Here is a 26,581-nt window from a genome sequence, read left to right as displayed (position 1 = left end):
CATTTTAGGGATTAATCTATTAATTCAATGTTTTTGTATTCGGGTAATTGTGGCCTTGTTTTTAAACCAGTTTCAATAATTTCCAATACTTTTTTACGTTCATCTCCAACAAGTGGTAACCTGGGAGGACGTACATGTTCTGTGCCGATTCCGGTAGCTACTTCTGCCAGTTTTATATTTTGCACTAATTTAGGGTTTATGTCTAACTCCAACAAGGGTAAAAACCAACGATAAATAGCAATAGCTTCTTTAATTCGACCTGCTTTTTGAAGTTCATAAATAGCTACAGTTTCTTCTGGAAAAGCATCTACTAATCCAGCAACCCAACCATCAGCACCCATTAGTAAACTTTCGAGAGCTAATGTGTCTACTCCACTCAGAATTTTTAACCTGTCGCCAAAGCGATTTTTAATTCGTGTTATATTAGAAATATCTCTTGTAGATTCTTTTACTGCCTGTATATTATCCAGTGCTAATAGCTCTTCGAACATATCCAAAGAGACTTCTATCTTATAGTCAACAGGATTGTTGTAAATCATTATAGGTAGATCTGTACTTTTAGCTATCTCTTTAAAGTAAACTACAGTTTCTCGATCTCCTGCTTTATATCGCATTGGTGGGAGCATCATCAAGCCACTAGCTCCATCTTCTTTTGCTTTTTTTGCAGCTTCGATAGCACCTTTTGTAGTTTGTTCTGCAATATTAATGATAACTGGAACTTTGTTTTTAACGATATCAACTGTGGTTCTAACCAAAATTCTTTTTTCGTCATCACTCAATGTACTTGCCTCACCCAAAGTCCCGCCTAGTATAATTCCATGTACTCCAGCTTCAAGTTGTGCATTGATATTAATTTCAAACATTTTTAAGTCTAGTGTATCCTCTTTGGTGAATTTTGTAGTCACTGCAGGCATTACACCTTTCCAATCTATTACCATATTTAAAATTTTATTCAAAGATATTATGAAACCGATGAAAGATACATTGAGAAATTATCTATATGTGATACTATATTACCTTTTATTGTTAATATATGCATAATTATGATTAATATTGATTCATAGATGAATTAGAAATGAAAGCATTACCTTTTAAAATACCAAAATCCTCGACCGACACTTTAATTGTACAGGAGGATAAGGAAGTTGTTTTTTATGATAAATTTCATCAACATGAGGAGATACAAATATCAATTATAATATCGGGAGAAGGGAGTTTAATTGTTGGAGATACTATAACTGATTATAAAGCTAATGATATTTTGATTTTTGGGAGTAACGTTCCTCATGTATTAAAGAGCGCTTCTTCTGCGGTAAAATCTTATATGATCTCACTTTTTTTTACCAAAGAATCTTTTGGGAATCTATTTTTTAAACTTCCTGAGTTTAATGATTTGTCAGGATTTTTTAGAAATTCGGTATATGGGATTAAAGTATTCTCTAAAAAGGAAAAATTAAAAAAACAGTTTCTAAAAATTGTTGAGAAGAAAGAAAAACTAGATCGTTTTACCATTTTTTTGAAGGTTTTAAAAATACTGAAAACATCAAAAACCGAAACCATATCATCTTTCATTTCAAAAAGAGCATATACTGATAATGAAGGAAAGAGAATGGCCAAAGTTTTTCAGGTAGTGATGAATGAGTTTAATAGAGATTTTTCTCTAAAAGAAGTTGCTGATTTGGCTAATATGACACCTAATGCTTTTTGTCGATATTTTAAGCAACGAACCAATAAAACGTTCTTTCAGTTTTTGATCGAGGTACGAATTGAGAATGCGTGTAGATTAATATCCAGAGAATCGGATATCACCATTTCTGAAGTTTCTTATCGTAGTGGTTTTAAAAACCTCTCTAACTTCAATAGAAAATTTAAGGAAATTAAAGGAATGACTCCTTCAGATTATAAAAAAAGATTACATGAACCAAGTTTTGGTTAATCATGACTTCTTTTAGGATATAGGGTATTCTGCTATATTATTATTGGTCTTTGGATGTTTAGGACTACCACATACGGGAATAGAAGGTTCTTTATACACATTATATGGGATACCACCACTTTTGGTTGGTAATACAGAAATTGATTCATGTTTAAATATATGAACATCAGATCGGGTATATCTTCCTGCCAAAGCCAAGCGCACACGATCATCAGAAGTATTTGCATAAGATGCATGAGTGTTTAAAGAAGTAAAAATGATTGCTTCGCCTGCTTTCATTTCCAGATCTCTAATGATAACATTCTCAAAAAGAGAGGGGACCTTTTTTTTTATCTTTTCGAATACTAATTGTGCTTTTTTGAAATTGCCTGTAGTATACCAAATAGTTTTTAAGGTCTTGGCAATTTCTGAGTAGGGCAGGGACATTAAATAACCAGATAAATCATCCTGAATATTAGTTACAATTCTTTCAAAACGGCCATCTCGAAACGAGCCTTCTATCATGCGTAGGCATCCTGTCTCTTTATTGGTATCTCTTAGAGCAATCCATACAGATAATTGTGCAATAGCAGGATGTGTAAGACGAGAGGGTTCTAATTTTGGCTTTTCATCAGATTCTCGAAAAGTGCCAGTTTGATGCCAAAATGTACCTTCCTGTCCTGGTTTTTTTTCAAAAAACTGGGATCTCCAACATAATAAATCATCACCTAAAATACTTTGAAGAGGCTGTGATAATTTGGGATGTTTTAATACATCCCAAAGCCTTCTGTATTTTGATCCCTGAAAAAAACCTAGATAATTAATAGAGTAATCACCAGATGCTTTTAGCGAATTCAAAATATCTTTACCAAATATAGTAGTTTTATGAAAGTGTTTTTTAAATAGATCATCACTTTCATTTGCAAGGTTTTCGGCTTCCATAGTGTCTAATACACGAAATGGCCCATGAATACCACTATTTATAAACTTATCTATTTCTGGTTGTGTAAGGTAATGTTGTCCAAACTCTTCTTTTCTTTTACTTCCTAATATGTCGAATTCTCCTAAATCTTCATCAATATTTGCAAGTAAATTAAAGCTTTTACCAAATAAGAACCTGATAGGTTTAATGATAAATTTGAATATGGTAATTAAAATAGCAGCAGTATGTACTTTTAATTTCTGCAACAAATTTAATTTTGTCCTTGTCCAGTAATTATCCAGGCTTTCATAGCCGGCCATCATTAAATTATCTTTTGTGTTCACTTGTTTTATTACTTTGTTAAGGCTATTATCAGTCCGATTGATCCTATAATTAGACACAATGGAGAAAAAAAGATAGTGTCTAATTTGCCAAATTTTGTTTGTTTTATTCGTTTAAAAAAGCCAACATATTTAAAGTCCCCCAAAGCTCTGAGTATAAAAATAGAAGGGATAATCCATTTTGCATATTTCAGGAGCCATTTAGGTAACTCATAAGCTATAAGACCAGATTCGAGTACATAAAAAAATCCAAAAACTGTTAGTCCAAGTGCTACTATGGCACTATCAATTTTTTTTGGATTTAGTATTTTTTCTCCATTTTCTTTAGTTGGTAATGAGGCTTCAAATCCAAATGTTCCTCCTACAACCCAATTAAAATGAATAATCCCAAGGATAAAAAAGATAAGACTTTGTAGAATAGGTAATATCATTTTTTGAGATTAAAAAATAATAGGTATTTCAAAGCTTATTGATTCTCCTGCTTCATCACCGTCTCCTTCTCCTGGGTCGTTGTGAATTATAAGTTTACCGGTTTTTATATTTTTTGAATCAAATGTTAAGGTGGTTGAAAACATTACGGGGCCACTTTTCATCCAATCACCATCAGCACTTAATATACCTTTTGCTAATTCATTTCCTTTGTCATCGATTAACTGGATCCATCCAAGTTCTCCTTCATTGGCAAGCCAAACACCTTCAGAATTCACTTTTATTTCGATGGGTGAGTTTATTCGATCATTTGACTTGATATTTAGTGTTGGATATTTTGTTTGTTTTGGTTCCTTTTCTGTTAGTGTAGTATTTTCTTTATCTACTTGCTCAGGTATGGGAGCTTTATTTTTCTCAGGATTCGAATGGTTTTTACAAGAATGCAGAGAAATATGAAAGATACAGATTAGTACTATGTAGATTAAGTTTATTTTTTTCATATCATTATTTATTTATGATGATGTTTCGATTATAAAAGCATTACTGTCTTAGTGCCGGTATTTCTTAGCTATACAATTGTATGAAAATTTAATTGAACTATAGACCCAAGTGATAGATAAATTTTTATTAGAATTTGACTTCAGTTCAAGGTGTAGTTGAAAAATCATAGCGATTTTCTATCAAAGGTTTTTCAAAAGCCATTGATTCTTTTGATTCTGTTAATTTAAACCCGTGTTTTGTATAAAGCGAAGCAGCAGCAGATAGTTCATGAGTTGTCCATAGATAGGCAGATTGATACCCTGTTTTGTAAAAGAAATCCATAAAAAGGGACATTAATTTTTTTCCAAGTCCTAACCCTCGATATGCTGGTTCGAGGTAGAAATATCGAAGTTGAGCAGTTTTATTCTCTCTGTGCATCAATAAAACAAAACCTACAATCTTGTCATTATGCTCACATATCCAGGCTCTATCCATTTTGGGATTGTAATTTTTATAAAATTCATACATTCCCTCCCCAACATAGGTTTCGAATGCTACTCCATAGTTATATTCTTCACCATATAGTTTGCCATGACGATGAATGATATACCCCAAGTCACCGGGTTTGATAGTTGTTCTGATAGAAATGTCATTAATCTTCATTTTGATTTCCTTTTTTGGTTAATAAAATTTCTATTTTTTTATATAATAGAATTAATTCTTCTTGCTCTCCTTTGTTAAGATGTTGGATTATCTCAGAAATAGCATCTGATGAGCGTTGATTAAGGTTTAAAAATATTTTTTCACCATTTTCTGTGAGCTTTAGGTATGATATTCTATGATCGTCTTGTGATTTTATTTTATTGATGATGTTTAGGGTAACTAACTTTTTTATCAAGCGACTTAAGTAACCTTCGTCAACCTGAATAATCTCTTTTATTTGTCGAGCTGTAATTTTAGGATTATGATAAATCTCGTACATAACACGAACTTCTGAAAGTGAATATTGACTTTCTAATATGTGATTATTGACTACCCCGATGATTCTAGTATAAAACCGATTAAACCCACGTATTTTGTTAACTATGTTTTCCATAGTACAAATATAACAAATACTTGCTTTAGGCAAGTATTTGTTATAAAATATTTTAAACTAATGATTTTGCATTTACAATAGAACTTTCATGATTCTAATTGTTGTTCTTGGATATTTTTGGTGATTTCGGATTTTACTTTTCCTGTATGCGCTGCCGTTTTGTTTTCTATTAGCATGATTTTGCATTCTTCTATTGAGGAAACCCTATGATTAACACCACGTTTTACAATAAACAGATCTCCTTGATTCATGGTAAAAGGATCTTGTCCTTCTGTTTCAAAAAGAAGGCTTCCTTCAATAATATAGAAGAGTTCATCCTCATGTTCATGGTTGTGCCAGGGTACTTTATCACCTTTTATTTTTGCCAGCTTAACGTAAGTATCATTAACTTCTCCAATTATTTTTGGAGAGAAGTAGTCTGTAATGTCCTTAAATTTTTCTATTAGTTTCATATACTGCATTAATTTTGAATAATTTAATTAATCGTTATTGCTTATAAATATTATGGTTTTTACATCAATAGTTACTTGTCCTGATTGCCTTTCAGGATTGCTTGATTAAAGGAGGCAATTCCTCCCGGTGTATCTTTGTTGTAAATAACTTATTTCATTTTTGATTTACTTTAAATCCCATTCCTTCTTTAATGGTATTAATTGATAAACAACCCATTTCAGCAATTCTAAGTAATTTTTTAAATACTGTAGGATCACTACATTTTTTATAGGATACATCAAGGAGTATGTCTGTAAAGCGTTTGGGTAAATCTTCGCTTTTGGTTGCAATTACATCCACTTGAAAACCTTCAATTTCTAAATCTCTAGATTGTGCTGCGGCAAAAAATGTACTACAAAAACAACCTCCAATACCTGTCAATAAGTATTGCCCACCCATTAATCCATTGCCACCTCCACCTTGACTTAGAGGGCGATCTACAATGACTTTTATGGTTTCATTGTTTAATTGCATTGCTGTATTTGATATTTGTTCTAGTGTAATTTGAATTGTTTCCATTTTATTTTTTTATTTAAAAATTATGCTAACTGCTCAATATAATTTTTTACAGCTATGAGATATTCGTCCAATATTTTATCATTATCATATACTTTTCTAATACCTCTTACGCCTTCAAAGGCGCTTATTAGAAAAATAGCCGTTGCCGATGTATCAACATTTTTTCTAATTTCACCTTTTATTTTGCCTTGCTCTAATAGATTGACCATAACCAGTTGCCAATTATCAATAATACCCCTGAGCATTTTCCTGAATGAATTTTCGGAATACCCAATTTCATTAATTAAATTATTTGCTGGACAACCTAAATCTTTTTCCAAATCAGAATAGCCTTCAATACGCTTAATAAAGACATCACATAGCAATGGTATTACGGGCGCATTATCAGGATTTTTGAGAGGGACAACCATCCTTTCATAGACTCTTTTTCTTACAGTAAGGTCAATTACTTTTTCTCCAATATTTTTCTTGCTGTTAAAGTGATGATAAAAAGCACCTTTAGAAAGCCCCGTACCCTTTATAATTTCTGGAATACTGGTCTTGTTATAACCATGCTTGTAGAATAGCTCAAAAGCATTATTGATGATTAAACTTTGGGTTTCTTTAGATTTGATTTTTTGGTCCATATGACAAATATATAAAAAACATTCTTATCAGTATGTTTTTTGGTAAAGCTTATATTTTAAAGAAATACGTAGGTAGAACTATGTTATTTCTCTAATTTCTATTAGTAAAAGTAATCCGGGATATTTGTTTTTCTTGTGATACTGTCAAAAGACTTAAATAGACTTGATATGCACCTTTTTTTTGATTGAAGATATTGTGGCTTTCTTATAAATTTAAGAATCCTCTCTATTAGGGAGGTTAGAAGAATACTTTTGTAATTCAGCGCGTTACATAAAGTCTTTGTGTTGTTAAATTCTATTAGTCTAAGGTGTTAACCTTAATTATACAATTCCCATCTTTTTTAACAAGAATGAAGCATTCATATTTTGACAAACCCCATCTTTAAATTTATAATCAAAGTATAGTTCATCATTTACGATTTGAGCATCAAAAAAGCGATTTTCTACTTGGTGTAATTCTGATGCAATTTCACAAAGACTTAAGTCATGTGTTGCTATAATACCTGTTGCTTTTGCTTTAACCAGTTTTTCTACAAATTTACGGGACCCTGCAGCTTTGTCTTTGCTATTAGTGCCTTTTAGGATTTCATCGAGAATGATAAAATACTCATCTTTTTCGAGGGCATTTACAATTTTTTTAAGCTGTGTTAATTCTGAAAAGAAATAAGAAGCATCATCACTTAATGAGTCGGATGTTCTCATGCTACTAATCAATTTGATAGGGCGATATTCACATGATTTTGCGCAAATAGGCAACCCTATGTTAGACATCACGATTTGTAAGGCAACGGTGCGCAAAAAAGTACTTTTTCCTGCCATATTAGCTCCTGTGATGATTAAAAACTGCTCTTTGTCTATGGTAATGTCATTATCTATTCTTTTATGAGCATTAAGCATAGGGTGACCCAGTTCTTTGGCTTTGAGTATACTATTGTCTGATGTTATCTTTGGATATATATAGTCGGGGTGATTAAAAGTAAAGTTCCCAAGGGAATTATAAGCATCAAAAAAGGCTATAACCTCGAACCATTGTGCTACTTTATCGTGATTTTTGGCGATCCATTGTTCAATACGATAACTCTGTAGAATATCCCATAATATTAACCCATTGGCAAGAACCCCGAACATCATATTATTACGTTGATCAAAGGCATTAAGAATACTGGCAAACTGTTTTAGGGTCTGCGAAGCTTTTTCTCGTTCGCTAATTACCAATTGTTGCTTTTCTTGTAATAAGGCAGCCTCAAAATTTGCATTTTCAATTTTATCTACGAGCTTATAATACTGTTCAAAAGTATCTTTTACTTTATTGGCATTGCTATATAGCTTGTTGATTTTCTTAAGTTGTGTCCCGGTTATTCCCAGGCCAATAAAAAACCAAACCAAAAACATAGCAAAAGTGATTATATCCAGAAATAGTAATGTTAATAATATCAACGAAATACTAGAGACTATTGCAGGAAGTATACGCATAATCTTGGGGACAAAAGCACTGTAGTTTTGCAACCACTTTTGTATTAAAGAAACTGAAACACTTACATTAACCATTGATGCAATGGCACTAAATTCTTGTCTCCATTCGGAGAGTTTTGAGACATTTTTTATAGCTTCTTGTTTTTTCTCAATATGATCTATAGCATTGGCGCTAAGTATGGTTGCTAGTTTATTTTTTCCAGCCAGGGTAGTTGTACGGTTGGCATATTGAAAAAAAGACTGCTCTCCAAACAGGTCGATATCATGACTATAAGGGTGTGTAGCATCGATATACTCTTTTCCTGGAGTAAGGTTAGTTACGTCTCCTTTAAAAACGTCAAGCTCGAGTGTATTGATGTCAATTAGTTTTTGCAGTTTATTTTTAGAATACGAGAGATCAGTATGCCGGTTTACTAAAAAGATAAAAGCAGCAATCCCTATAACAATACTACCGATGATAATCTGAGTATTAGGGTACCCAAAATATATGCCGGCTACTATCGCCAAAAAAACAAACAGACGTATGGTACTGGAAATGGTGAGTTGTTTTTTTATTTTTTTTAGTGATACAGTATGAAGAGAAATTTGCTCTTTATAAAATTGTTGTGGGTTGTTCATTTTGTACTTATCAGATAAGAACATTGAAAACCTCTCTTTTAAAAGGGTTAGAGATACAAAACTCTCTTATTATCCCTTGAGAAGGTAATTAATGATTCTACTATTTTTTACTATTAAAGATTTTCTAATTCTTGTTTTACTTTTTTGGTCAGACCGCTTACTACTAGGTCATAAGAGTGATTGATCAATTCGAGTATCATATTAGTAGGTAAACCACCAGAAAAGTTAACAGTATTCCAATGTTTTTTACTCATATGATATCCAGGAGTTATTTCTGGGTGATATTCACGAAGTTCGATAGCACGATCAGGATCACATTTTAGGTTTACACTAAAAGGCATTCGATCTAATCCTGTTAGAGCAAACATTTTACCCATTACTTTAAAAACCAAGGTGCTTTCATCAAAAGGGAATTCTTCTGTAACTCCTTTTTTTGATAAACAATATTCTCTGAATGCTTCGATGTTCATTTTAAAAGTTTATATATTTAATTTCCCCATCACCCATGAAGGGTTGTCTATACTATCAAACCCAAATTGTTGATATAGTTTATGAGCATCTTTTGTGAGTAGCATCCATCTTCGAATAGCTTGTAGTTCTGGATGATCCATTATTGCTTGCATTAACTGCTTCGAATATCCATTTCCCCGTTGTTGTTCTATAATAAATACATCCATTAAATAGGCAAATACTACATAATCTGTTAACACTCTTGTAAAACCTATTTGTCTTTCATCAAGATACAGTCCAAAACACAACGAATGTTCAATAGTGGTTTTTACTTGTTCTTTAGTTCTGCCCGTTGCCCAGTAAGAGCGAGTTAAAAACTCATGGATAAAGTTGATATCTAATTTTTCTTTATCGGTAGAAATAACTATACTCATTGTTCTTTATTCTAACTGTTTTGCATCTTGATTATTGTCGTCGATTTTTAAAGCAGAATAATCTAATGTCCATCCAATAGATTCTGCAAGAGTTTCCATAAGTGAAATAGCTGTCAGGGCTTCCTTTTTTGCAGATTCCATTAATCCACTCTGAGGGATTTTATCTTTTATAAATTGCTTAGCTTCTTTGTTAAGATCTGTAAGGTCACCAGAGGTAAAAGGGTTAAGCCAGCCTTCTTTTTTGTCATAGTACTTAAAATCGGTTTCTATAGTTAAGAGTTTTGGTTGCGGAAAATGAGTAAGGATAATTCGTTTATTTTTGGTGTCACTCTCTAATGCTATCAGGGATAAATCAAATCCTACATATGCTTTAGCTTCGATAATAATCAATGCTTTTTTGGTTCCCGATAGTAATTTAAAGAATTTTTCTTTTACGCTTTCATAATGGTAGATTTCAGCAAAATCACCTTCAACAGTAACTAATTTACAAACGCTTTTAATTTTTTCTTTAAGTACAACAGATTGTGTTCGTACAGATGATTTGTTTTTAGCAGCACTAAATCGTGCAAAAATAAAATATGCTACAATAGCTCCTCCTAAAAGTCCGATAAACAATAACTCCATGGCGTAAAGATATGAAGAATATCGTTTAAGAAAATAGAGGTATTTATATTAATTAGGTACTAGAGAAAATCCTTCTTTAATCAAACGATCGACATGAGTTTTATCTACTTTTATGGTAATTGTAGGGCCAGAACATATCTCACAAGCTTCGCACATTACCACATCTTTGGGAGTGATATTTTCGAAACCTTTAAGTTTGATATTTAGGGTTTTAAGGTAGTTTTGAACTTTGTTTTCTAATGTGTTGCCTTCTGAATGTAACCAGGGTTCTTTGCATTGTTTAGGCGTTATTTTAAGTTTTGCCAAACTAGTATTGGGATCTGGTTCTTTGGAATTATCACCAGAACAGGAGAATGAAAAAGCAGCAAATAAAAAAAGAATACTAAAAATTTTCAATACGTAAGAGAATGGTCTTGTTTTCATTATTTTTGAACTTTTGATCTATTACCTAGATGAAATGTAACTAAAAAAGTTGCCTTTGGATGTTGTTATATTTTAGTTAAAAGTTATACTAGAAATAACTTTGTTCTATTCGTTTTTGCCTATTTCGCCTAGATGCGTGAATTTAAACCCTTTTTCATATTTCAAGCCGTATCCCAGAATTCTGTCGAATGCAGCATGCGCAAAAAGAATAACTCCAGAAAGCTGTAATAGCTCGTTAGAGATGTATACTCCCATAATATAAATCAAAACTGCAATCCCTTTATGATGAAATATATTATAACTTAATGCTCCAACTCTATTATTTATAATGTATCCTAACATTCCGATATCGGGTAGGAGGAATAAAGCCAAAAATAACCACCAGGCATAGGATAGTAAACTAAATAAATAGATTCCTAATCCAAGCATTGCAATTTCTTCGAGCTTTAGGGTTGTTTTCATTTTTACAACATTTTATACAAAACAGGTTTACTTGGTGAGGCATCGTTTACAAAGGGTGCTATCTGAAGATTAAGAAGATATTGCCCGTCTGAGATTTTGGTGTCTACATAAATCATTTCTGTGATTGTAGCATAATGTCGAGTTGCTTTGGGATAGCCCCAGAAGGCCTTGTGAGCCAATAATTTTCCGTCATCTTTTTCTTTATCGACAGATGGCAGATCAATGAGAAGATGTTCTATGTTCAACTTTTTTAAATACCTAGCAGCTTCCTCCGTAAGAAAAGGCCAGTTGGTATTAGAGTAGTGTTTATTACATTTATCTTTTGTATTAGGAAGCGTTCTTATAATTAATGCTTCTGGTTGTATAGAAGTTATTGCAGCTTCAATCTGATCTTTGGTAATTATCTGATTTTCTCCTTGCTTTTCTGGCAGAATAGAAATGACTTCAGCTATAAAAAAGTACTGTTTTAATGCATCATTGATGCTATAGAATTCGGGAGTGATATGACCAACGCATTCGGTATGGGTACCATGGCCATGAGGATTAAAATAAATATTATTAAAGTTTGTTGAAGCACCTTCGGATACTTTTCCGATCCATTCTCCATCTGTTACAGGCTCAATTCTGGGGCGATCAATATACCATGCATTTACATTTTCTTGAGATGCTCTTAAAGGAATGGATATATCTAACGGTTTTGAAAGATCAATTTTGTAAGACTGATTATTGTGTTCTATTGTTGTAATCATATGTTCTTCCAACTATTTTTAGGGAGAAAATCACTCTAAATTTAGTAAGAAAAGATCACTTGCAATACCATCACTTAAAAACTTTCCTTTTTTGGTTATAAATAATGTATCACCATCTAAACATAAAAGATGAGTATCGATATGTTTTTTTGCTTGTTTAAGGAGATATTCTTTGTGTTTTTCTCCAAAATCCTTTTCTATTTTTTGCAAGGATACCCCCAAAATGGTACGTAATCCTGTCATGATATATTCATTGTAGGCATCGGTAATAGTTAAGTTTTCAATCTCTCTGGGGAGTTGATTTTGCTGTAACGCTTTGATATATTTTACATTGTTATTAATGTTCCAACTTCGTTGTTTTCCGTTATAGGAATGTGCAGAAGGTCCAATACCGAGATAGCGTTTCCCTTGCCAGTATGCGGTATTATTTTTACTGAAGTATCCGGGCTTACCAAAATTAGATAATTCATAATGTTTAAAACCTTCCTTTTCTAAGGACTCTACGAGGATTTCAAAATGTTTTTGCGCCACATTATCATCAACCGAAGGGATTTCTCCTTTTTCGATCAATTTTGGTAATGCAGTGTTAGGTTCTACTGTTAAGGCATAGCAGGAAATATGCGGTACTTTAAAATCCAATGCTAATTGGATATTTTGTTTCCATCGATCTATTGACATATTTGGAATGCCATAAATCAGGTCTATCGAGATATTATCAAAGTAGCGAGTCGCCAGAGAGAGGCATTTTTTAGCTTCTTTGGCATTATGAGCACGATTCATCATTTTGAGATCTTCTTCAAAGAATGATTGAATACCTATACTCAAACGATTTACGTTACTTTTGGCCAACAATTCTATTTTCTCTTCGGTAAGATCATCTGGATTGGCTTCGATTGTTATTTCTGCTTCTTCAGCAACCTGATAGTTTTCATAAATGACATCTATAATACGTTGCAACTCATCTATAGATAGCACAGTTGGTGTGCCACCACCAAAGTATATGGTCTTGATGGTTTCATTGATATCGACTTCTGGTTTTCGCAATTTAATTTCATTGCATAGCGCAGTAATCATTTCATCTTTTTTCTTCATCGAAGTCGAAAAATGAAAATCACAATAGTGGCAAGCTTGCTTACAAAATGGGATATGAATATAAATACCGCTGATACTGTTAGATTTTAGAATTAGGATTTATAGATTTGAAATCATCAAAAACCATAATTTGTAGTTATTTTTTCACCCGTTTTTCGTTCTGTTTTACAAAAGCGGCCCAACCTGTATAGCTTTTACCCACGATATCAGCTCGACCCATATTATAAAAATGGCATACCGCTGCAGCAAGACCATCGGTAGAATCCAGATTTTTAGGAAGTGTTTTGAGCTGTAAGAGGTTTTGTAACATTTTGGCCACCTGTTCCTTACTTGCATTACCGTTACCTGTAATTGCCATCTTGATTTTTTTGGGAGAATACTCGGTAATAGGTACTTCTCGACTAAGTCCTGCTGCCATGGCTACTCCCTGGGCTCTCCCCAGTTTAAGCATTGATTGTACATTTTTACCAAAAAAAGGAGCTTCTATCGCAATTTCATCTGGGTGATAGGTATCGATAAGTTCTACCGTACGTTCAAAAATAAGTTTTAGCTTTAAATAATGATCATCATACTTACTGAGTTGAAGCTCATTTAATTGTAGAAAAGACATTTTTTTATTTTGAACTTTAATAAGTCCAAACCCCATAATTGTGGTTCCGGGATCAATACCTAGTATAATTTTTTCGTTACTCAAAAGAAAGGATATGTTTTATATTACAAAACTACGCAATTAAGAATAAGTACAGTTTTAATCTATATGTATTACTAAAGGAAGCCTATAGAGTGTAGTAACAGGTGTACTGCGCGTATGGGCAGGTTTAACCTCTGGCAGAGAACTAATACTTTTCTCTAAACTGTCTTTTAGATCTGGGATTTGTGCTTTTATATCAGGTGGCAATCTAAAATCTTCGAGTATAATTTTTCCCTCATTAGTGATAAGTAAAGGAACCCATATAGTATCGTTAATAGCTTCTTTTACTGTAACAGTATGTTTTATAAGGTAGTTATGTATATGCTGTGTAATTGTATTCTGAAAACATTGTTCTAGTTCTTCTTCAGATTTTTGCTTACAAACTGCGAATAGTGGAGGTTGTTCTACTTCGTTCCAGTTTAGTTTCTCTAGTCCTTCTTTTATGATATCGTCTTTATGCTCTTTTTTAAGCACAAAGTCTTTACATGAAAACAACATAAAAACCAATAGACCTATATACCAATTCCTTACACTCATTATGCGTAGACTATTTCGGATAGCCAAACTACATAAAATTTTTAAGAGAGAGAAGTATTACTTGTTTTTGGTTTTATTTTGAATTTCTTCTTCCAGCTGAGCTATTCTTTTTTTGACAATCATATTAAAATAATCTTTTTTAACTGTATCAAACTTTTTCAGATAATTGTTGTAATACTTTAGCTTAATTTCCGGGTCTTGATAGTGAGCATCTGCAAACATTGCTAATTGATAGTGAGCTCTAGTATTATCCGGATTTTCTTTAATTGCTAGTTTGGCATACTGTATCGCTTTTTTCCATTTTTCCTGAAACCGATATATCAATGCAATAGAAAGAAGATCTTCTTCTATGGGGGTGTCTTTTAGTGCAAGTGCTTTCTGGTAATATTCTAATGCATTGTCATATTTTTTGAGCTGTTCATAAGCATGTCCCAGTAATGAATAGGTATTCGGGGATTTGCTGTCATATTTTAGTACTTCATTAAAATGAGGAATCGCCTTTTTGTATTCATAAGTTTTGCTGTAGCACAATCCTAGTTTAGAATGTATAAATTCATTTTCCTGATTTAGTTTAAGCAGTTTTTGAAAATACGGGAGTGCGGTATCATAATCTTTGCGAAATAAAAAATTCTGCCCCAAAACACCTATGAGTTCAACATTTTCAGAATATGAACTCAGGCCTATATTTGCTGTTTTCAAGACCATATCGTAATTCCTTTTTTTTAGGTAACTCTTAGAGATTTCAAAACAACTTTTTTGATGTGTACTATCTAGCCGAAAAGCTTCTTTAAAATAAGAGATCGCCAGTGTGTCTTTCTGCTTTTTTTTAATTACCCCTAATCGATACTGAAAATCAGGATTTTTTGGATGCTTCAAAACAAGGTCTGTATACATGCTATCTGCTTTTTTTAGTTTACCAGTGATCATCAATAATTTGGCGTATTCTAATTTTACAGAAGTGGTAAGGTTCGTGGTTTTTAATACTTGTTTGTAGTACGATAGTGCATCTGTATAAGTTCCTTTGGCTCTATGTGATTTTGCGATTTGTAATACTATATATTGATCTTTAGGTACTATTTCCTGGTACTTTTTAATCGCATTAGAGTAATCCCCATAACTATATAAACTATCGGCTATGGTCAAGGCCGAAGACTGGGCTTTGGCTTGAATGATTAAACAAAATACTAGTAGTAATAATAGAACTGTGCGCTTTTTTTTATTTGCCATTTATTCGTTGGATGTATAAATCTTCATTGTATTTTTTATTCATATTAGAACGAAGCATTTTCTTAGCTTCTTCCTGAGTATCATATCTTTTGATATATATATAAAAATATCCGTCTTTTGGATTTTTATAGAATTTTGGGTTTAACCCTCTTGTTTTTAATTCTTGTAGACGCTTATCCAAATATTTTTTATGCTTAAAAATATTAGTAATCAAATAATACCCTGATTTAATATCCTGAACTTTCTTATCAAGAAATGTCTCTGTTAGTGCAAGAGCGTCTTTATTGTTTGTTAGGAGCTTTTTTTGGTTTTCACTTTTATCCTCTTTTATCTGGATTATAATGGGTAATGAATATAAAACGGCTACTTTCTTACCTTCGTGTTCCCCGGGGATCATTGGTGGTATTGAGCTAATCACTCTTCTGGCTTCAGTTTCAAGAGCAGCAGCTGGCCCACGAGCCTGGATATCAGTGATTGCTCCTGTGCTGTCAATTTTAAAGCGGACGTATATACGATTTACACCTGGTTTTGCATAAGGTTGTATAGCTTTTATATTGAAATTAGCATTTACAAATTTTTTGATTTCATCAGAAACACAATTTTTTATTAGACTCTTACCTGTGATCTCTTTACATGTTTTTGTTGTAGGGATTTTATCGATTAGAGTAAATGGAATTCCTTTTTTAATACTATAATCAGAAGAGCCTTTTTTTTCTGTTTGTAATTGCTCTGTTCCTTTTATGGTAGGAGTTGTAATTTGTTCTTTATCAAAAAAATTATCAGAAGTTTCTTTTTCAGAAAAAGAAGTGAAAACTAGCATGAGAACCAGTACAGGTATAATGGCCAGATATTTATATTTGGCGATCGATTGTGATTGTGATTTTTGTAACATGACGATTCGTTTTTTAAGTAACGAATGATCATAAAATTGATTGATAAATTTTATGTTTTCAGTATCAAAAACACTGGTTAGTAATTGTTCGCAATATTTTCTCTTTCCTAGTATTTTAATGCTTTTTGCATCTGCAATAAATTCGTGAAGAGTGTTTGTCTTAGATTGGTACACATATACTAGCGGATTAAACCAAAAGATAATTTTTAAAAATTCAAACCACAATAAATCTAAAGAATGTTTTTCCTTGAGATGAATGATTTCATGAGTGATAATCTGTTCTTTTTCTATATCTGATATTTGATCTCCCAAGTATATTGTGTTCCAAAATGAGAAGGCATCTTTGCTATTAATTAATGTATAGACAGTATAATTTTCTATGCGATTAAAACCTGAACACTTTTTTAATAGCCTAAGTTTTACAATTTTCCGGATGAATAAAATAAGCATAAAAAAGGCTCCAATTCCATAACATAGCGGCCACCAATTCATATTTCCCATAGAATCCGAAATGTATAATGCAGAAAAGGCTTCTGCTCCGGTTTGCTGTCCTATAAATACTGTTGGTAGCTGAAAGATGTATTCTTCAGGGATATTTTCTCGTATACTTTTGATCTTTATAAAAGGCAAAATAAAAGAAAGTACAGAGGTGCTTAACAAGTACAATCTGTTTAAAGAGAAGAACGTATCTTTTTTATGAAAGACATCATAAAGAACCAAAAACAGGACTTGAAAAATAACAGTTTGTAGTAGGTAGTAGAGCATGATTTCTATTTTTCTTTATCCAATTCTTTTAAGATATGTTCCAGATCCTTGATATCCATATCATTCTTTTTTACAAAAAAAGAAACCATATTCCTAAAAGACCCATTAAAATAATTGTTCATCAACTTGTTAAGAGATTGATTACTATATTCTTCTTTTTTAACAAGAGGGAAGTAGATGTAGCCTTTGCCTTCTTTACGATGAGAAACAAATTCTTTGTTTTCCAGGATTCTGATAATTGTAGAAATGGTGTTGTATGCAGGTTTAGGTTCTGGCATTTGCTCAATAATAGAAGCAACATTAGCTTCTTCTAGTTGCCATAACCATTGCATTACTTCTTCTTCTGCTTTTGTAAGTTGTTTCATCTATTTGCTGTTGTATTGTATTTCCGCAAAGGCGAAAATGATTTAACTAAAAGCTTAGTTCTATAAAGCGAATATAACTAAAAAATTAGTTTAAACTAATTTTTTAGTTGAAAAGATTAAAAGTTGACTGTGTGTATTTAGAAAAGCAGGATTCAGAATTTATTAGAATTAATCGTTACCGGTTATTCGTTTTTGCGAAGACAGGTTGATCTCTGTCGCTTGTATTTCGAATACAATAGGTAGGGTGTATATGTTTTCGAAAACTTCTTTCTCTTCTGTAGAAGTCTTTTCTGATCTTTGAATCGTATACGGAAAAGATTGTAGCGTTTTTATGGCTTCTAGTTCTAACTCTATAGATGACGATTTTGCCTGGATATCAACGATTCGACCAATTTGATCAATTTTAAATCGGGTGTACACTCGATTAGCACCTGGCTTCGCATAGGATGTTATTGCTGCAATATTATAATTAGCATCTACAAATTCCTGAATTGTATTAATGATACAATTTCTTCTTATGCGTTCGTTTGTTGAATTGTTACATTTTATAGAAGGGTTATCTTGAGAAAAAGATGTAGAAAACATCATTAATCCAATAGATACTATTAAAATGGATCGCATAATTTTTGGGTAGTTTTATAATCAATTAATGATTTATTTGTGTTTGCGTGAACAAAAAAAATAAATAAAAGCGTATTAAAATGTATATAAAGAAACTAATAGATGAAAGGCATAGTTAATTGATATTGGCGTAACAAATCAGAAACATTATCGTCATATAAATAAAGAACATGGATATAGCATTAATCATCATAGGGTTTTTATTTTGCCTCCTGGGGTTGGTAGGAAGTTTTCTTCCTGTATTACCCGGGCCATTTACTTCATGGATAGGATTATTGATAATCCATTTTACAGATGCAATCCCACAAAACTGGACTTTTTTAGGAATTACTTTAGGGATATCGATAGTAGTTTGGATCCTTGATTATATCGTTCCTGCACTAGGTACAAAACGATTTGGAGGCACCAAATATGGAATGATAGGTAGCTCTCTTGGCCTTATTATAGGGATCATATTTATGGGGCCCTTTGGTATTATAATAGGCCCTTTTGCTGGCGCATTTATTGGGGAGCTTATAAAAGACAGTAGCGAATCTTCAAAGGCATTAAAGGCTGCTTTTGGTTCTTTTATTGGTTTTTTGGCAGGTACATTTCTTAAATTTATCGTATCTGTTGGATTCCTCATCTTCTTTTTTGTAAAAGTATGGGAGAGTTGGGGAGAACTGTTTTAAATCCTTGCATTGATATCATAGTCTTCTTAACAAGAATCTTGATCAGAAATATTCATTTTGATATATAAGTCTATATATCCTATATAATAATATTCCTATATACTGGTTATTTATAAGTGTAAGATATGTAGAAGGCGTATTGAAGATTTTATTGCGGATTTGGCATAAATTTTGTGAAAAAAATAAGTATTTTGCAAACACACACACACAAACTCAACTTTTTTTATGGATACAATATTTATTTTCTTTTTAGTATTGGGTATACAATCCCTGATAGTTGCCTTAACCCTGATTTTTTATAAATCTAAAAAACAAAAGGTAAATAAATATCTGGGTTTTTTTTTCATTTTTCTTAGTATAGAATTATTCAGCTACGTTTTGATGCGAAATACGGATCAATATATAGCAACTTACAATCCTTTTAGATTTAATTTTTTAAATATAATTCTTATTTATTTCTATGCTGTAGAGACTGCGGGCATCGAGATTAGGAATAAGTATCGATATTATATTCCTGCTGTACTAGAATTCTTTATTCTATCTTTGATTTTTGTTAAAGTAAATGAAACTCCGGATTTAGTATATTCCTCTAAAACCATAATATTTTTATATTCTTATATAATTTCTTCCTCAATTTTTATAGCATATATGTGTATCAGAATACTGTTGGTTATTAGGAGTCATACTACTTTTTTACCTTTCTTTTACACGGATACAAAATATAAATCTCTGTTATGGTTAAAAATATTTTGTATTGTATTTATTGTTTATCATGTAATAGCATTAGCATCTTTGACTGTTTTATCAGATATTAAATATATGACAACCGTATCCGATAGTTTGGCTTCATTATTATTGTATTATTTTACCATAGGAAGTTTGGTGCAAATTAACATTGTTAATATCACGTCTGAAAGTGAGGTAGAATCATCAAAGCGTAAACAAGAAGAAAATAAAGAAATCTATGAGCGGGTTTCAAAGGAAATAGAGAGATATATGGTAGAGGAAAAGGCTTTTCTGGATCAGGATATGACTTTAAAAACTTTTGCAAAAAGAGTAGGAGTGTCAAGCCGTAGCATTTCTAAAACTATTAATGAAATGGAGTATAAGAACTTTAATATGTATCTTAATCATTACAGGGTTGAAGAATTTAAAACACTAATAGAATCAGAGAAATATCAAAAATATAGCAATACAGCATTAGCAAAAGAAGCTGGGTTTAATTCTAGAGCTTCTTTTTATAAAAACTTTAAAGATATTGTAGGTATTTCCCCTTCAGATTATTTTGAGAGCCTAAATTCTGATGCTATCTAATTTTAAAGAGAATTGGTTTATAGATTCGTTTAATGATAGGTACATGATATCTATATTTTTGATGACCTTACTTAAAACTTGACGTCCAATATTTAAGTAAGGAATAAAAATAAAATCGCCCGGAAATATTTCCGGGCGATTCTTTCTGCTAAAATCTAAGTTGAGTTAGAAAAGTTAGCTGATATTCATAACTACACAAATAACTTACTATTTAATAATTACTTTCTTCACCTCATGATTTCCTCTCTTTACAAAGTAAATTCCAGGGTTTAATCGAGATACATCAACCTTTATGGTGTTATTTCCTAAAGTTGATTTTACTTCTTTGTTGTATACTACTTTTCCTAGCATATTAACAATTCTGATTTGAGAAACATTATCTAAAGATTTGAAAGATATGTTAAGATCTTTCGATGCTGGATTTGGGTACACATTAAATCCAGTAGCGTTATTTAGGTCACTTCCGAATGCTGAGGCAAAAAATGTAGCATCACAAGAACCAATAACTACCCAACCTGAAGCAGTTAACTCATATATGGTACCAAAGTATTTTACTTTAGCTCCAACAGTATAAGTAGTTCCTGCTTGGTATTCTGGGATATTATCACAGTTGTTACCATTAGTGTCTTCTAATGTAGTAAAGCTTATCACGGTAGAATAAGGGGCATCTACTTGGTTACCACCAGATCCACCACAAGGACCTAGGTTTTTCCATGAAAGAGCAGTTTTTTCATATAAATTACCTGAATAAGTAACTTTATCACCAGTCTGGTATGTGCTACCTGATTGATATGCTGGTACACCAGCACAAGGATCTGTACCGCCATCTGTAGAACAAGTGTATTTTACTCTTGCCTCATATTTGGTGTTTGCTGTAAGTTCTGTTAGGTTAGTAGTCGCTCCAGAAACTGTAGAAGTTGTATAAGAAGCATCTGTAGCTTTTTTATACTCAAAAGTATAGTTTGATACTCCACTTATACCAGTCCAACTTACTGTTGCAGAATTAATAGCTATATTAGAAGAGTTCACTCCTGTAACTGCTTTACAGTCACCTCCACCATCGGCAGTAGTAGTAAATTGTACTACGGTTGAGTATGGTGCAGTTTCGCCATTTGTACAAGCATATTTTAAACGTATTTCATACGCTGTATCAACAGTTAATCCATCTAATGTTTTACTAGTTCCTGTTACAGAAGATGCAGTATATGATGCATCTGCAGCTTTTTTGTACTCAAAAGTGTACGTAGAGATGCCTGAAACAGCATTCCAGTTAATTGTAGCACCATTTTTAATAATATTAGATGCTGCTACTCCGCTTATAGCAGAGCAATCACCACCACCGCCACAATTTGCGTTACCAGTGTATTTAGCACCAACACCCACAGCGTTCATTGCGTTAGTAACCACTTTTAATTCACAAGAATTAGCACCGTATAAATCTTTAGCTGCATTAATTACTGCATTACGAGCTTGAGCATACTTCGAGCTTCTTGTTAAGTAATTGGTTAAAGAACGATACGCGATTTTTCCTGCTTTTTCGATGCCAATACCTTCTACGTCATAAGCTGTACCGCTATCATTAGATCCTTTAGCTCCTTGAGATACAATATAAAACCAATGGTTCATTACACCACTATTGGTGTGTACTCCTCCATTATCTGCAGAACCTTGTGCAGTTGATACCCACTTAGTGCCACTGTACGTATCAGGCTGATTGTGTAATTTAGGGTTAGAAAGATCTCTTTTAAGTCTTGGATCTGGGTGTTTGTCTGCCAGTTTCCAAACCTTAGCGTCTACCACTTTATTAAATGTATAATACTCTACCAAAGAACCAAACATGTCACTATACGATTCATTAAGCGCTCCAGATTCTCCTTGATATACCATTTTACCTGTTTCCTGAGTAACCCCGTGTGCCATCTCATGACCCACTACATCTAATGCAGTAACAGGAGTTCCTTGAAGTTGTTTTGTATTTCCATAATACATCCAGGTACCAGACCAGAAAGCATTATCATCACCATATCGACCAGCTCCATTTACATATATGTTGATATTACTTCCTTTATTGTCATAACTAGAGCGGTTAAACTCGTTTTTAAACATGTCCCAGGTTTTCTCTGCTCCCCAATATGCTGCTGTTCTGTGATTTTGCTCCCCACCAATTCTGAAATCCTTGGTTTGATTAGAATAGATAGTACGAGAGTTTGTAGGTTCAAGTATTGCTGTTTGTGAAGCATTTACTTGTAGTTGTGCTCCTCGCATATCATACAAAGCGAGCTTTCTGTCTCCGGATTGTCTCATTTCATATCGACCACCTGTTTGTGTAACAGTTATGTTTTGAGGGCCATAATATCCTGTATCTGTAGTACCATCTACGTGGTGTATCTTTTCTTCAATAAAAAGAATCTCACCGTTAGCAGCATCCACAAAAACTTCTTTACGTCCAAAAGGCTCAACAGAATACATGTCGAATTTGTAAGCTAATCTCAATGCATCAGCGTTCATTGCATTGTTTTTAGTGATGTAAACTAATTCGCCTTCACCACTTACTTTCTCATCATTGAAAGTTTTGTTGTTAGTTCTGGGAGCTCTAGCTTCCCAAACGTATCGTTTTGCTTTGATTACGTCTTTTGCTTTTTGTAATGCTTGATCAGAAGATAGCGTACTGCTCTTTGCAAAAGATTTAGCTGGTATTGCTGTAAACCATTCTCCGTTGGCAGAAGTTACTTGCTCATTTTTAACGTGGATTAAATACATAGAACTCTCTACAGGAATCCCATTAATAGATTGTTGTAAACGGTAATGTGTAAACCCTAATTCATCTTTGATAACATCAGAAACGATAACTCCTTGTCCTGATACTGTACCAAAGTGTTCTGTCATAAAATTCTCTGGAGAAGAGAATGATGATTTTTTTGCTGCGTTTTGAGTAGCATCAAAATCGATAGCATTGGGAGCCATTCCGTTGCCCCCTTTTTGAACAATGTTATACTTCTCCTGTCCATAAGAAGAAAGCATAATCATCATTGCAAATGCAATTAAGATGTTTAATCTTTTTTTCATAATTGTTGATTTTGTGTTTGTATATTAAGCAGACGAAAGTATCCTAAACAAGGTTTTGTATCAACAAACACCTGTCCTAAACTATGGTTAAGACGGCTTATGTAAAATATTAAGACACCTTAATGTCTTTATTATTAGTTAATTATAGGATTTTGCTAAAGAATGACCAGAAAGTCGTTTTTGGTGTTTTTTTTAAGACAAAAACATGTTTTGTATTTGATATTTTAACATTTTTCACAAGAATAACATATGTAATTTTATTTTTTCAACAATGTAAAGATGATTTTTTTGCTTTCTTATGTCAACATCACTGTAGAAAAATCATTTTAGTGTGTAGATGAGTTTTGTAGTAATAGCAGCTGTCTTTTCTCTCGAAGAAGTGTTTAGTGCACCGCCCCAGGAATGATCTTCTCCCGAATATTTACCAGTTATTTGAAAAATACCCATTTTGGCAAGAGTTAGCTCGCCGAGTGTTGATCCAGAATTCTTAGCTATTTTCTCTGCTCTTAATTGTGCATTTTCGGTTGCTTTTGAAATCATTTCGATTTTGAGCTCTGCAAGTTTTGTATAGTAATACCGAGGCTTTTTTGAAGAAAACTGAACACCTTTGTTTAATAACATTGTGATTTCTCTAGATATTTTTTCAACCTTTTCAACTTCGTTAGAGTTTATTTTTATGGTTTGTGAGAGTTGATATCCAGTAAAGCTTTCACCAAGATAATTGCCAGCATTAGAATAATTTGGTTTTGTGATACGATCGGTTGTTACTGCATCAAAAACTACAGTTTTTATATCGATCCCGTTAGAGCTTAAATAATCAGTAACTGTTTTTTTATCTTCCTTAAGGTTTTTATATGCTTGTTGCAGGTCGATATTTGCTTTGGTGAATCCTCCTTCCCAAACGATGAGATCCGAAGTGAAATTGGTGGTACCATGTCCTGTAACGGCAATTGTTCTTTTGGGTTTATTGCGATTCATATAGGCATTCCCTAAAACTATAGAAGAAATGACAATGGCTAACGAAAAAAGAACAGAACTAATATTAGTTTTCATTTTTTTGAAATTTTACTCAAGGTCTAAGGTAAGTATAAATAGGATGTTGAAATCCCCCGAATACAGGGATATTTAACTGCTGCATGTTTTGGGTTAGATCGATTCTTTCCTAAATTAAAAAAAGCTTCAACATAAATTGAAGCTTTTTTGCAATTTTGCAGTCTGGATCCCGAGTACTCGGGAAACCCGCGATCTCAATTTTTATTTTGGATTAATCTGAGGTAGAAATTTCTATTTTTCTGTTTTTTGAGAAAACGTTCTCTTTTTATAGCATCACTTTTTGAAGAAAACTCCTCGGTATAGACTAATCTCCATGGAATTTTTTTGGAAGTATATCTACTATTTCCATTATTGTGTTTGCTTATTCTTTCTTCAATATTTGCAGAGTACCCAATATAAAAAGAATCGTCTTTCAAACTCTGAATTATGTAGACGGTGTATATTGGATTCATTTTTTTATTGGAATTAAAAAAAGCCTCTCCAAATTTATGGAAAAGCTTCTCATCGGTTTACTACTAAACCATCCCGAATAACTCGGGAACAACACAACATTTTCTTGCTAAAAAAAGCCTCAACATAAATTGAAGCTTTTTTGCAATTTTGCGGTCTGGACGGGACTCGAACCCGCGACCCCCTGCGTGACAGGCAGGTATTCTAACCAACTGAACTACCAGACCAAGGCCTTATTGCGGATGCAAATATACACCTCATTTTATTACCCGCAAATGTTTTTTTTTGTTTTTTTTGCCTTTATAATATTTAGCTTATGTAAATTTCTGTCTTTCAACAAAATAAGTGGTTAATATTTTATCAAAATCTTTTGTGGTATCAGCCTCAACATATTTTATACCATATTGAGCACATTTCATTTTTAGATCATAAAAATAAGAAGATACTACTTTTTGATAATTATCTTTTATATTATCTGCGTATAGGTTAATATGATCGCCTGTTTCTACATCTACAAATCGGGTAGGTCGATTACTAAAGTCAAAATTTAATTCTTTCTCACTATCAAACGTATGAAAGAGAATAACCTCGTGTTTGTTGTATTTAAGATGTCTAAGAGCTTCAAATAATTTTTCAGGATTAGATGTAGCTTGTAACATATCAGTGAACAAAAAAATCAATGACCGGCGATGTATTTTTTCGGCAATCAGGTGTAAAAACTTAAAAGTATCTGTATTCTTGCTTTTGGAGGTGCTTGTTATGGTTTTATTTAATTGATTAAGTAACATTTGATGATGCCTCTCACTACCTTTTTCTGGGGCGTAATAATCATATTCATCACTATAAATACTTAATCCGATGGCATCACGTTGCTTTTTAAGGATATTCATCAAACAAGCTGTGGCTAAAACTGAAAAGCTAATTTTATTTAATGAACCTAGACGATGTTCTTTTACATGAGGGTAATGCATAGAAGAAGAATTATCGATAATAATATGACATCTCAGGTTTGTTTCTTCTTCATATCGTTTGGTAAATAGTTTGTCTGTTTTAGCAAAAAGTTTCCAGTCTATGTGTTTGGTACTTTCTCCATTATTATACACTTTATGTTCTGCGAACTCAGCAGAAAAACCATGAAAAGGACTCTTATGCATACCCGATATGAAACCTTCTACAACTTGCTTGGCAAGTAATTCCAGATTAGTGAACCCTCCGGTTTTATTAATCTCTTTTTGAATGTCCATAGGTAATATTCTTTTATAAAAAAGCGAAGATCTATATTCTTAATTTTTTAATGATAACAATATACGTATTACAAAATTAGTATTCATAAAAAAAGGTTTGACTTATAAGTCAAACCTTTTTTTATTTTTTAATGATAGTCTTTTACATCAAAGAATCTAATGCTTCTGCATATACATTCTTAGGAGAAACTCCTACTTGACGTCCTACTACTTCTCCATTTTGAAAAACCAATACTGTAGGAATATTTCTTACACCATATTTGGCAGCAAATTCTTGATTCGCATCAACATCTACTTTACCAACAACGGCTTTTCCGTCATATTCTTCACTAATTTGTTCGATGATAGGGCCTACCATTCTACATGGACCACACCAAGCCGCCCAAAAATCAACCAATACAGGTTTATCACTTTTAAGTACTACCTCATCAAAAGTAGCATCTGTTATTTCTAGTGCCATAGTTATTTATTATTTAAAAAATTCTTGTTATTTTAATATTCACAAAATTAGTCAATAATTCTGCCAAAGCTTACATCAGT

General features: G+C 32.6%; 31 protein-coding genes and 1 tRNA gene. 3 read left to right on the top strand and 29 right to left on the bottom strand.

Annotated features, from left to right (window positions below):
- Nucleotides 1–11 precede the first annotated feature (11 nt).
- Nucleotides 12–938, bottom strand: coding sequence for a dihydrodipicolinate synthase family protein (locus Z054_RS0123715; protein ID WP_024772510.1), 927 nt, complete (start codon nt 936–938; stop codon nt 12–14).
- Nucleotides 939–1,075: 137 nt separating this feature from the next.
- Here Z054_RS0123715 and Z054_RS0123710 point away from each other — a divergent pair, with 137 nt between their 5' ends.
- Nucleotides 1,076–1,936 (top strand): AraC family transcriptional regulator, encoded by an 861-nt coding sequence (locus Z054_RS0123710; RefSeq protein WP_024772509.1) that lies wholly within the window; start codon nt 1,076–1,078, stop codon nt 1,934–1,936.
- A gap of 12 nt (nt 1,937–1,948) precedes the next feature.
- Here Z054_RS0123710 and Z054_RS0123705 read toward each other — a convergent pair whose 3' ends face one another.
- The 22 genes from Z054_RS0123705 to Z054_RS0123600 form a co-directional block, all read right to left on the bottom strand.
- Entirely contained in the window at nt 1,949–3,181 is a 1,233-nt protein-coding gene (locus Z054_RS0123705; protein ID WP_152538662.1) for a phytanoyl-CoA dioxygenase family protein, read from the bottom strand.
- 8 nt (nt 3,182–3,189) lie between these two features.
- Nucleotides 3,190–3,609: a DUF3995 domain-containing protein gene (locus Z054_RS0123700; RefSeq protein WP_024772507.1), complete on the bottom strand. Its 420-nt coding sequence runs from the start codon at nt 3,607–3,609 to the stop codon at nt 3,190–3,192.
- Nucleotides 3,610–3,618: 9 nt separating this feature from the next.
- Nucleotides 3,619–4,107 carry a hypothetical protein gene (locus tag Z054_RS0123695; protein ID WP_024772506.1) on the bottom strand — a complete coding sequence of 163 codons (489 nt, stop codon included), beginning with the start codon at nt 4,105–4,107 and terminating at the stop codon, nt 3,619–3,621.
- 145 nt (nt 4,108–4,252) lie between these two features.
- The gene (locus Z054_RS0123690) at nt 4,253–4,750 is read right to left on the bottom strand and encodes a GNAT family N-acetyltransferase (RefSeq protein WP_024772505.1); all 498 of its coding nucleotides are present in this window, start codon (nt 4,748–4,750) and stop codon (nt 4,253–4,255) included.
- A complete protein-coding gene (locus tag Z054_RS0123685; protein ID WP_024772504.1) occupies nt 4,740–5,183 on the bottom strand; it encodes a MarR family winged helix-turn-helix transcriptional regulator in 444 nt (147 codons plus the stop codon). Before Z054_RS0123685 ends, Z054_RS0123690 begins: the two co-directional genes overlap by 11 nt.
- A gap of 86 nt (nt 5,184–5,269) precedes the next feature.
- The gene (locus Z054_RS0123680; protein ID WP_035093305.1) at nt 5,270–5,635 is read right to left on the bottom strand and encodes a cupin domain-containing protein; all 366 of its coding nucleotides are present in this window, start codon (nt 5,633–5,635) and stop codon (nt 5,270–5,272) included.
- 154 nt (nt 5,636–5,789) lie between these two features.
- The gene (locus Z054_RS0123675; protein ID WP_024772502.1) at nt 5,790–6,194 is read right to left on the bottom strand and encodes an OsmC family protein; all 405 of its coding nucleotides are present in this window, start codon (nt 6,192–6,194) and stop codon (nt 5,790–5,792) included.
- Nucleotides 6,195–6,214: 20 nt separating this feature from the next.
- On the bottom strand, nt 6,215–6,820 hold the full coding sequence (locus Z054_RS0123670) for a TetR/AcrR family transcriptional regulator (RefSeq protein ID WP_024772501.1): 606 nt from the start codon (nt 6,818–6,820) through the stop codon (nt 6,215–6,217).
- Nucleotides 6,821–7,141: 321 nt separating this feature from the next.
- Entirely contained in the window at nt 7,142–8,911 is a 1,770-nt protein-coding gene (locus Z054_RS0123665; RefSeq protein WP_024772500.1) for a MutS-related protein, read from the bottom strand.
- A 113-nt stretch (nt 8,912–9,024) separates the two neighbouring features.
- Nucleotides 9,025–9,381: an MmcQ/YjbR family DNA-binding protein gene (locus tag Z054_RS0123660; RefSeq protein WP_024772499.1), complete on the bottom strand. Its 357-nt coding sequence runs from the start codon at nt 9,379–9,381 to the stop codon at nt 9,025–9,027.
- 9 nt (nt 9,382–9,390) lie between these two features.
- Nucleotides 9,391–9,795, bottom strand: a complete 405-nt coding sequence (locus tag Z054_RS0123655) for a GNAT family N-acetyltransferase (RefSeq protein WP_035093303.1) — start codon at nt 9,793–9,795, stop codon at nt 9,391–9,393.
- A gap of 6 nt (nt 9,796–9,801) precedes the next feature.
- Nucleotides 9,802–10,419 (bottom strand): DUF4230 domain-containing protein, encoded by a 618-nt coding sequence (locus tag Z054_RS0123650; RefSeq protein WP_024772497.1) that lies wholly within the window; start codon nt 10,417–10,419, stop codon nt 9,802–9,804.
- Nucleotides 10,420–10,467: 48 nt separating this feature from the next.
- Entirely contained in the window at nt 10,468–10,842 is a 375-nt protein-coding gene (locus Z054_RS0123645; protein ID WP_024772496.1) for a hypothetical protein, read from the bottom strand.
- A gap of 105 nt (nt 10,843–10,947) precedes the next feature.
- Nucleotides 10,948–11,304: a DUF4260 domain-containing protein gene (locus Z054_RS0123640; protein ID WP_024772495.1), complete on the bottom strand. Its 357-nt coding sequence runs from the start codon at nt 11,302–11,304 to the stop codon at nt 10,948–10,950.
- 2 nt (nt 11,305–11,306) lie between these two features.
- Nucleotides 11,307–12,053 carry a cyclase family protein gene (locus Z054_RS0123635; RefSeq protein WP_024772494.1) on the bottom strand — a complete coding sequence of 249 codons (747 nt, stop codon included), beginning with the start codon at nt 12,051–12,053 and terminating at the stop codon, nt 11,307–11,309.
- Between the two features lie 30 nt (nt 12,054–12,083).
- Nucleotides 12,084–13,220: a radical SAM family heme chaperone HemW gene (hemW, locus tag Z054_RS0123630; protein WP_024772493.1), complete on the bottom strand. Its 1,137-nt coding sequence runs from the start codon at nt 13,218–13,220 to the stop codon at nt 12,084–12,086.
- Nucleotides 13,221–13,281: 61 nt separating this feature from the next.
- A complete protein-coding gene (gene ruvC / locus Z054_RS0123625) occupies nt 13,282–13,839 on the bottom strand; it encodes a crossover junction endodeoxyribonuclease RuvC (RefSeq protein ID WP_024772492.1) in 558 nt (185 codons plus the stop codon).
- Between the two features lie 54 nt (nt 13,840–13,893).
- The gene (locus Z054_RS0123620) at nt 13,894–14,373 is read right to left on the bottom strand and encodes a hypothetical protein (RefSeq protein ID WP_024772491.1); all 480 of its coding nucleotides are present in this window, start codon (nt 14,371–14,373) and stop codon (nt 13,894–13,896) included.
- Nucleotides 14,374–14,430: 57 nt separating this feature from the next.
- Nucleotides 14,431–15,600 (bottom strand): tetratricopeptide repeat protein, encoded by a 1,170-nt coding sequence (locus Z054_RS0123615; protein ID WP_024772490.1) that lies wholly within the window; start codon nt 15,598–15,600, stop codon nt 14,431–14,433.
- The gene (locus Z054_RS29110; RefSeq protein ID WP_024772489.1) at nt 15,590–17,257 is read right to left on the bottom strand and encodes a M56 family metallopeptidase; all 1,668 of its coding nucleotides are present in this window, start codon (nt 17,255–17,257) and stop codon (nt 15,590–15,592) included. Before Z054_RS29110 ends, Z054_RS0123615 begins: the two co-directional genes overlap by 11 nt.
- Before the next feature lie 5 nt (nt 17,258–17,262).
- On the bottom strand, nt 17,263–17,622 hold the full coding sequence (locus Z054_RS0123605; RefSeq protein ID WP_024772488.1) for a BlaI/MecI/CopY family transcriptional regulator: 360 nt from the start codon (nt 17,620–17,622) through the stop codon (nt 17,263–17,265).
- A 168-nt stretch (nt 17,623–17,790) separates the two neighbouring features.
- Nucleotides 17,791–18,243, bottom strand: a complete 453-nt coding sequence (locus Z054_RS0123600; protein ID WP_152538661.1) for a hypothetical protein — start codon at nt 18,241–18,243, stop codon at nt 17,791–17,793.
- A 170-nt stretch (nt 18,244–18,413) separates the two neighbouring features.
- Here Z054_RS0123600 and Z054_RS0123595 point away from each other — a divergent pair, with 170 nt between their 5' ends.
- Both Z054_RS0123595 and Z054_RS31885 read left to right on the top strand, forming a co-directional pair.
- Complete coding sequence (locus tag Z054_RS0123595; RefSeq protein ID WP_024772486.1) at nt 18,414–18,914, top strand: DUF456 domain-containing protein; 501 nt, start codon at nt 18,414–18,416, stop codon at nt 18,912–18,914.
- An 819-nt stretch (nt 18,915–19,733) separates the two neighbouring features.
- Nucleotides 19,734–20,228, top strand: coding sequence for a helix-turn-helix domain-containing protein (locus Z054_RS31885; protein ID WP_161635332.1), 495 nt, complete (start codon nt 19,734–19,736; stop codon nt 20,226–20,228).
- A 207-nt stretch (nt 20,229–20,435) separates the two neighbouring features.
- On the opposite strand, the gene Z054_RS0123585 is transcribed toward Z054_RS31885, so the two are convergent.
- The 6 genes from Z054_RS0123585 to trxA form a co-directional block, all read right to left on the bottom strand.
- Nucleotides 20,436–23,294: a M4 family metallopeptidase gene (locus Z054_RS0123585; RefSeq protein WP_024772484.1), complete on the bottom strand. Its 2,859-nt coding sequence runs from the start codon at nt 23,292–23,294 to the stop codon at nt 20,436–20,438.
- Between the two features lie 321 nt (nt 23,295–23,615).
- Complete coding sequence (locus tag Z054_RS0123580) at nt 23,616–24,347, bottom strand: SIMPL domain-containing protein (RefSeq protein ID WP_024772483.1); 732 nt, start codon at nt 24,345–24,347, stop codon at nt 23,616–23,618.
- Nucleotides 24,348–24,541: 194 nt separating this feature from the next.
- Nucleotides 24,542–24,799: a GIY-YIG nuclease family protein gene (locus tag Z054_RS0123575; protein WP_051473879.1), complete on the bottom strand. Its 258-nt coding sequence runs from the start codon at nt 24,797–24,799 to the stop codon at nt 24,542–24,544.
- Nucleotides 24,800–24,950: 151 nt separating this feature from the next.
- A tRNA-Asp gene (locus Z054_RS0123570) sits at nt 24,951–25,024 on the bottom strand.
- Between the two features lie 87 nt (nt 25,025–25,111).
- Nucleotides 25,112–26,041, bottom strand: a complete 930-nt coding sequence (locus Z054_RS0123565) for a DUF58 domain-containing protein (RefSeq protein WP_024772481.1) — start codon at nt 26,039–26,041, stop codon at nt 25,112–25,114.
- A 142-nt stretch (nt 26,042–26,183) separates the two neighbouring features.
- Nucleotides 26,184–26,501: a thioredoxin gene (gene trxA / locus Z054_RS0123560; RefSeq protein WP_024772480.1), complete on the bottom strand. Its 318-nt coding sequence runs from the start codon at nt 26,499–26,501 to the stop codon at nt 26,184–26,186.
- Between the last annotated feature and the right edge of the window lie 80 nt (nt 26,502–26,581).

Origin of the sequence: Aquimarina macrocephali JAMB N27 (genome assembly GCF_000520995.1) — a bacterium.
GTDB classification, from domain to species: Bacteria; Bacteroidota; Bacteroidia; order Flavobacteriales; family Flavobacteriaceae; genus Aquimarina; species Aquimarina macrocephali.
This window is presented reverse-complemented; position numbering and strand designations above follow the sequence as displayed.

What these genes read in the sequence shown, in the direction of transcription:
- Z054_RS0123715 (WP_024772510.1), bottom strand. Translation starts at nt 938, where the DNA reads ATGGTAATAGATTGGAAAGGTGTAATGCCTGCAGTGACTACAAAATTC.
- Z054_RS0123710 (WP_024772509.1), top strand. Translation starts at nt 1,076, where the DNA reads ATGAAAGCATTACCTTTTAAAATACCAAAATCCTCGACCGACACTTTA.
- Z054_RS0123700 (WP_024772507.1), bottom strand. Translation starts at nt 3,609, where the DNA reads ATGATATTACCTATTCTACAAAGTCTTATCTTTTTTATCCTTGGGATT.
- Z054_RS0123695 (WP_024772506.1), bottom strand. Translation starts at nt 4,107, where the DNA reads ATGAAAAAAATAAACTTAATCTACATAGTACTAATCTGTATCTTTCAT.
- Z054_RS0123690 (WP_024772505.1), bottom strand. Translation starts at nt 4,750, where the DNA reads ATGAAGATTAATGACATTTCTATCAGAACAACTATCAAACCCGGTGAC.
- Z054_RS0123685 (WP_024772504.1), bottom strand. Translation starts at nt 5,183, where the DNA reads ATGGAAAACATAGTTAACAAAATACGTGGGTTTAATCGGTTTTATACT.
- Z054_RS0123680 (WP_035093305.1), bottom strand. Translation starts at nt 5,635, where the DNA reads ATGAAACTAATAGAAAAATTTAAGGACATTACAGACTACTTCTCTCCA.
- Z054_RS0123675 (WP_024772502.1), bottom strand. Translation starts at nt 6,194, where the DNA reads ATGGAAACAATTCAAATTACACTAGAACAAATATCAAATACAGCAATG.
- Z054_RS0123670 (WP_024772501.1), bottom strand. Translation starts at nt 6,820, where the DNA reads ATGGACCAAAAAATCAAATCTAAAGAAACCCAAAGTTTAATCATCAAT.
- Z054_RS0123665 (WP_024772500.1), bottom strand. Translation starts at nt 8,911, where the DNA reads ATGAACAACCCACAACAATTTTATAAAGAGCAAATTTCTCTTCATACT.
- Z054_RS0123660 (WP_024772499.1), bottom strand. Translation starts at nt 9,381, where the DNA reads ATGAACATCGAAGCATTCAGAGAATATTGTTTATCAAAAAAAGGAGTT.
- Z054_RS0123655 (WP_035093303.1), bottom strand. Translation starts at nt 9,795, where the DNA reads ATGAGTATAGTTATTTCTACCGATAAAGAAAAATTAGATATCAACTTT.
- Z054_RS0123650 (WP_024772497.1), bottom strand. Translation starts at nt 10,419, where the DNA reads ATGGAGTTATTGTTTATCGGACTTTTAGGAGGAGCTATTGTAGCATAT.
- Z054_RS0123645 (WP_024772496.1), bottom strand. Translation starts at nt 10,842, where the DNA reads ATGAAAACAAGACCATTCTCTTACGTATTGAAAATTTTTAGTATTCTT.
- Z054_RS0123640 (WP_024772495.1), bottom strand. Translation starts at nt 11,304, where the DNA reads ATGAAAACAACCCTAAAGCTCGAAGAAATTGCAATGCTTGGATTAGGA.
- Z054_RS0123635 (WP_024772494.1), bottom strand. Translation starts at nt 12,053, where the DNA reads ATGATTACAACAATAGAACACAATAATCAGTCTTACAAAATTGATCTT.
- Z054_RS0123620 (WP_024772491.1), bottom strand. Translation starts at nt 14,373, where the DNA reads ATGAGTGTAAGGAATTGGTATATAGGTCTATTGGTTTTTATGTTGTTT.
- Z054_RS0123615 (WP_024772490.1), bottom strand. Translation starts at nt 15,600, where the DNA reads ATGGCAAATAAAAAAAAGCGCACAGTTCTATTATTACTACTAGTATTT.
- Z054_RS29110 (WP_024772489.1), bottom strand. Translation starts at nt 17,257, where the DNA reads ATGCTCTACTACCTACTACAAACTGTTATTTTTCAAGTCCTGTTTTTG.
- Z054_RS0123605 (WP_024772488.1), bottom strand. Translation starts at nt 17,622, where the DNA reads ATGAAACAACTTACAAAAGCAGAAGAAGAAGTAATGCAATGGTTATGG.
- Z054_RS0123600 (WP_152538661.1), bottom strand. Translation starts at nt 18,243, where the DNA reads ATGCGATCCATTTTAATAGTATCTATTGGATTAATGATGTTTTCTACA.
- Z054_RS0123595 (WP_024772486.1), top strand. Translation starts at nt 18,414, where the DNA reads ATGGATATAGCATTAATCATCATAGGGTTTTTATTTTGCCTCCTGGGG.
- Z054_RS31885 (WP_161635332.1), top strand. Translation starts at nt 19,734, where the DNA reads ATGACAACCGTATCCGATAGTTTGGCTTCATTATTATTGTATTATTTT.
- Z054_RS0123585 (WP_024772484.1), bottom strand. Translation starts at nt 23,294, where the DNA reads ATGAAAAAAAGATTAAACATCTTAATTGCATTTGCAATGATGATTATG.
- Z054_RS0123580 (WP_024772483.1), bottom strand. Translation starts at nt 24,347, where the DNA reads ATGAAAACTAATATTAGTTCTGTTCTTTTTTCGTTAGCCATTGTCATT.
- Z054_RS0123575 (WP_051473879.1), bottom strand. Translation starts at nt 24,799, where the DNA reads ATGAATCCAATATACACCGTCTACATAATTCAGAGTTTGAAAGACGAT.
- Z054_RS0123565 (WP_024772481.1), bottom strand. Translation starts at nt 26,041, where the DNA reads ATGGACATTCAAAAAGAGATTAATAAAACCGGAGGGTTCACTAATCTG.
- trxA (WP_024772480.1), bottom strand. Translation starts at nt 26,501, where the DNA reads ATGGCACTAGAAATAACAGATGCTACTTTTGATGAGGTAGTACTTAAA.